Origin of the sequence: Streptomyces sp. NPDC017890, from assembly GCF_044328675.1 — a bacterium.
Taxonomy (GTDB): Bacteria; Actinomycetota; Actinomycetes; order Streptomycetales; family Streptomycetaceae; genus Streptomyces.
On sequence record NZ_JBIRHU010000154.1, the window covers coordinates 1 to 1,301 of the forward strand.

Sequence of the window (1,301 nt, forward strand, 5' to 3'; positions counted from 1 at the left end):
CTGCTGAGCGAACATCTCAGGCGGACAGACGAAGAACGTCAAGAATTGCGGAACAACCGACGCGCGATCTTAGAACTGATGTTGAGTGGGCATTCAGGGATTGCTCGTCAGATGAGCAGCATTCTTCGGGTGCCGATTCCCGAGGGGCACGTCCGAGTGGCGCTACTGGGCGCACCACGCCGTTTTGAGGTCGAATTACTCGAAATAGCAGAAGAGGATCCGGCGTTACGCCGGGTCGATACCGTGACGGCCCAGCGGGATTCAGGGCAAGTCGGAATCATCCTTCCAAGTGCTGAGGGTGACCTGCGCACCCTTCAGGCGGTTCTTCGACAGGTTCCCTATGGCAGAGGATCAGTTAGTGAGCCCGTCGACGTCGACCATTTACCTGAGTCATGGCGACAGGTTCAGCGAGTCTTTCGTGCTGCACCCGATGTTCCGGGGAAGCTGCACGAGGCAAGGGATATTTCGGAGGCAGGGCTGCTCAGGCATCTTCGCGGATATCAAGTCCGAGTATGGGCGCGGGAGACCCTGGCGCCGGTAAGGAAACTCGATCAAAGCTCGAAAGTAGATTTCACTCGAACGCTTCGTGTCTACCTTGCGAAAAACGGGCAAGCCGACGCTTCGGCCGGGATGTTAGGGATTCATCGGCATACACTGCGCTACAGAATGAGTCGAGTTGCCAACGCACTCGGATGTGATCTGGATGATCCAAAGGTTCGAGCTGAACTCTGGTTCGCACTTCAACTGTATCCAGATGACAGTTCAGACATTGAAATACTTTGCTTCCGGGTGGTGCAGGACAAAAGCGTCCGTGGACTGCTCTGGATGCAGCTGCAGTTCCTCGGACAGTTCGACGCCGATTCGCTCGGGTTCGAGCAACGCAACCAACTTGGCACGATCCTCGAGGTCCGGGCACGCGCCGTATCCGAACGAGTAACGAGCGCCGCGGTACTCGAGATCGAAGTAGCCGGCAACCTCGGTCGGGTCCTGCTCCGCGACGGTATGCCCCTCGGGAAGCACAAGCTCTTCACGAACGCGTCGATGCCAGTACTCGGCCAGAGATTCCGTGAGTTGGACGCCGATTCCGTGAACTTCGAGGTAATCACGGTACGAGTTCGACGCGAACAACTCGTTGGCGAAGTCCGCGATCGGCTGACCCATCGTCACCAACTGGAACGGAAGAACGTCCACCTGGCCGGTCGCTTCTGCTTCCTTACGCGAGCGCACGAAGTCAGCGATGCACAGGAAACGGTCGCGGTGCTGACGCGGGTAGGTGAACCGGAACCGTTCAGGTGCATCCG

General features: G+C 57.9%; 1 protein-coding gene and 1 pseudogene. One reads left to right on the top strand and one right to left on the bottom strand.

Annotation, left to right across the window (positions count from 1 at the left end; all coding sequences use genetic code 11):
- Positions 1-111: 111 nt before the first annotated feature.
- A pseudogene (locus tag ACH4F2_RS36190) lies at positions 112-732 on the top strand (PucR family transcriptional regulator); the annotation flags it as partial.
- Positions 733-762: 30 nt separating this feature from the next.
- On the opposite strand, the gene ACH4F2_RS36195 reads toward ACH4F2_RS36190, so the two are convergent.
- The coding region (locus tag ACH4F2_RS36195) for a vitamin B12 dependent-methionine synthase activation domain-containing protein (RefSeq protein WP_398136825.1) at positions 763-1,301 on the bottom strand (539 nt) is incomplete at its 5' end.